This window comes from uncultured Cetobacterium sp. (assembly GCF_947039425.1).
In the GTDB taxonomy this organism is placed as follows: Bacteria; Fusobacteriota; Fusobacteriia; order Fusobacteriales; family Fusobacteriaceae; genus Cetobacterium_A.
Window position 1 is genome coordinate 1 of sequence record NZ_CAMQYW010000223.1, and the last position, 3,322, is coordinate 3,322.

Below are 3,322 nucleotides of genomic sequence, written 5' to 3' on the forward strand. Positions count from 1 at the left end.
GTCTTTACCAAAAGCTATTTTTGAGTTTTGTGGTAAATCTCTCATTTTTCTATCTATGACAATTTCCCTTTTCGCCAAATGATTTCTCATTCTAAATGCTCTTTTATAGTATCCTTGAGTATAAAGTTTCAATCTATCCTTTAAGTCATCAGCTTCTCTTCTGTTTACAGAAACAGCAGCAGATGCCATTGACGTTAATAATAAAAATCCACACAATATTTTTTTCATTTCTTCCCCCTAATAATGTAATTATTTTGTTAATTTTTTAATAGCTTTGAATAAAGATTTATCTTTTTCAATTTTACTCATTTTATCTAATAACCAGTTTAACTCTTGGTCATTTAAACGTAGTTCTGTTTTTACAAAACTTTCTAACTTTTCTATCTCCATTGGTAATAGTTCCTTTTTTAAAGAACTATTAATCTCTTGAACTGTTCTTCCCCCTTCGAAGAAAAAAATTAATTTTTGCCAATTACTAAATAGATCTACTTTTCTAAGTAACATTACAGATGTATAACTTAACTCAGGTATTTCTTTATATCCTTTTCTAGATAAAAAAGATTTTATTTCGTCACTTTTTTCACTTTCGAATAATACCTCTCCAGCTTTTTTAGTGTTCATAATTTTAGGTAATTTTGAGCTTTTATCTTTTAATCTAATGTACTTAGACAAAGTTAATGTTTTTGTTTCTAGATAAAATTCAATTGCAAATTCATTAAAAGTTTTTCCTTCAGGAATAGTTCCAATTTCAATGTACTCAATAAGAGCATCGATTTTTTTAAAATCTATCATTTTTCCCTCCTGAATAGTTAATTTTTATTTAAGCTACTTATTATATCATATTTTTTTTATTTTGGAAAGAATATTAATTCAATACAAAAAAATCACTTTTTAATCAAAAAAAGCTAAAAAAATAACATTTTTTATTGTTTTTTTAAAGAAAACCTGTATAATATAAAAAAGAAACGTATTTTTTTCACAAGGAGGGTATATGAAAATTAAAAGTTTATTGGTGGGAGCTTTATCTGTATTTTTAATGTCTTGTGGTGGCGCTAAAGAAGCAGATAAAACTTTCACATTTTATGCAGGTCTTCAAGATGATCATGCAGCATTAATTGCTAAGGAGTTTCAAGAAAAAACGGGAATAAAAACAGATTATGTTAGAATGAGTAGCGGGGAAGTTTTAGCAAGATTAAAAGCTGAAAAAAATAATATGACTGCTTCGGTTTGGTATGGAGGTCCAGCGGATGCTTTTGTTACTGCTGGAAGCGAAGGGTTACTAGAGCCATATGTATCTACAGAGGACAAAAATATTCCTGAAGATTTAAAATCTCCAAAGGATTATTGGACAGGTATCTATATTGGATATTTAGGTTTCGTTGGTAATGAAAAAATGCTAAAAGAAAAAGGATTAGTAATGCCTACTTCTTGGAAAGAACTTTTAGATCCAAAATATAAAAATGAAATTGTTGTTGCACATCCAGGATCTTCAGGAACTGCATATACTATGGTAGCGACTTTAGTACAAATGATGGGTGAAGAAAAAGCTATGGAATATTTAAAAAGTTTAAATGAAAATATTAGACAGTATACAAAATCTGGAACTGCTCCAGGAAGAATGACTGGACAAGGAGAAGCAACTATAGGAATTACTTTCTTACACGATGCAATTAAATATAAAAAAGAGGGTTATAGCGATATAATAATATCTTCTCCAAAAGAGGGAACTGGTTATGAAATAGGTGCAGTAGCATTATTAAAAAATGCTCCAAATCCAGAAGCTGGAAAGAAATTTATTAATTGGGTTTTAACAAAAGAGGTTGAAGAATTAGGTGAAACAGTTGGTTCATATCAATTTTTATCAAATAAAAATGCAATACCTCCAAAAGAAGCTTTAGAACTAAAAGATACAAAGTTAATTAATTATGATTTTGATTGGGCTGGTAAAAATAGAGTTAGATTAGTTGAAAAATTCACAACTGAGACAAATACAAATGCACCAAAAAAATAATATTTAAGAAGCTCTCTCTTTTAGAGGGAGCTTTAATTTCGATTTGGAGATGAAAAATGAATAAAAAATTAGAACACTATTTAAAATTACTAAAAGAGATGAAAAGAGATAAATTTGTCTTTATATCTATCCTGTTTTCTTTAGTAATTGTTTCTTTCTTTGTATTACTTCCAATATATAACGTTTTTATAGAGAGTATATCTTGTGATAAAGTATTTACTATTCAAAACTATATAGATTCTTTTACTAGAAGTGGAAATCTAATGATTATATTTAACACATTAAAACTTGGATTTGTATCATCTATTTTATCTTTAATTCTTGGATTTTTATTTGCATACGCAACATCGTATTTAGATATTAAAGGGAAAAGTGTTTTTGATTTTATAGCAACACTACCAATTATTTCTCCACCATTTGTTGTAGCTTTATCAGCTATATTACTTTTTGGTAGAGTAGGGCTTATTACTAGAGGAGTGTTCGGACTTAAAAATTTTGAAATATATGGATTTCATGGATTAGTATTAGTTCAAGTTCTAAGTTTTTTTCCAATAGCTTATTTAATGCTTGTGGGATTCTTTAGAAATATAGATCCTTCAGTTGAAGAAGCTGCTAGAGATTTAGGGGCTTCTCGTGGTAAAGTTTTTAGAACAATAACTTTACCTCTTATGTTTCCAGGAATAGCTAATGCTTTTTTATTAGTTTTTATTCAGTCTATTGCTGATTTTTCCAATCCAGTTGTTATTGGAGGAAACTTTACAACAATATCTGTAAAAATATATCAAGAAGGAATTGGAAACTTTCAACTGGGAATTGCATCAGCTCTTGCCATGATACTGTTAACTATATCAATTAATATATTTGTATTACAAAGAAACTACATTAATAAGAAATCATACATTACAGTAACAGGTAAGGCCTCTAGAGGAAGAGAGATGATTTCAGAAAAGAAAATTGTTCAGCCAGTTTATATAACATTAATTGTTTTAACAACTTTTGTTTTTTTAATGTATATATTAATACCAATAAATTCTTTTGTTAAATTATGGGGAATTGATTATACTCCAACATTGAAACATTATAAATATATCTTTGATTTTGGAAGTACTCCAATTTATCAAACAACATTTTTAGCTATAATCGCAACTCTTTTAACAGGTGTAGGTTCTATGATAATATCTTTTTTAATTGCAAGAAAACAATTTTTAGGAAAATCATTTATTGAATTTACTACTATAATGGCTTTAGCTATACCAGGAACAATAATAGGACTTGGTTATGTTATAAGTTACATTATAACTAATAACATAA

General features: G+C 27.8%; 4 protein-coding genes. 2 read left to right on the forward strand and 2 right to left on the reverse strand.

The window, feature by feature from the left end:
* Positions 1-228: hypothetical protein (locus Q0V09_RS09525; protein WP_297488920.1), on the reverse strand; the 228-nt coding region annotated here is incomplete at its 3' end.
* Positions 229-249: 21 nt separating this feature from the next.
* Positions 250-792 carry a hypothetical protein gene (locus Q0V09_RS09530; protein ID WP_297407570.1) on the reverse strand — a complete coding sequence of 181 codons (543 nt, stop codon included), beginning with the start codon at positions 790-792 and terminating at the stop codon, positions 250-252.
* Between the two features lie 199 nt (positions 793-991).
* Here Q0V09_RS09530 and Q0V09_RS09535 point away from each other — a divergent pair, with 199 nt between their 5' ends.
* Together Q0V09_RS09535 and Q0V09_RS09540 are read left to right on the forward strand one after the other, a co-directional pair.
* Positions 992-2,011: an ABC transporter substrate-binding protein gene (locus Q0V09_RS09535; protein ID WP_297488923.1), complete on the forward strand. Its 1,020-nt coding sequence runs from the start codon at positions 992-994 to the stop codon at positions 2,009-2,011.
* 56 nt (positions 2,012-2,067) lie between these two features.
* Positions 2,068-3,322, forward strand: a 1,255-nt coding sequence (locus Q0V09_RS09540; protein WP_297488925.1) for an iron ABC transporter permease, incomplete at its 3' end; no start/stop codon positions are given.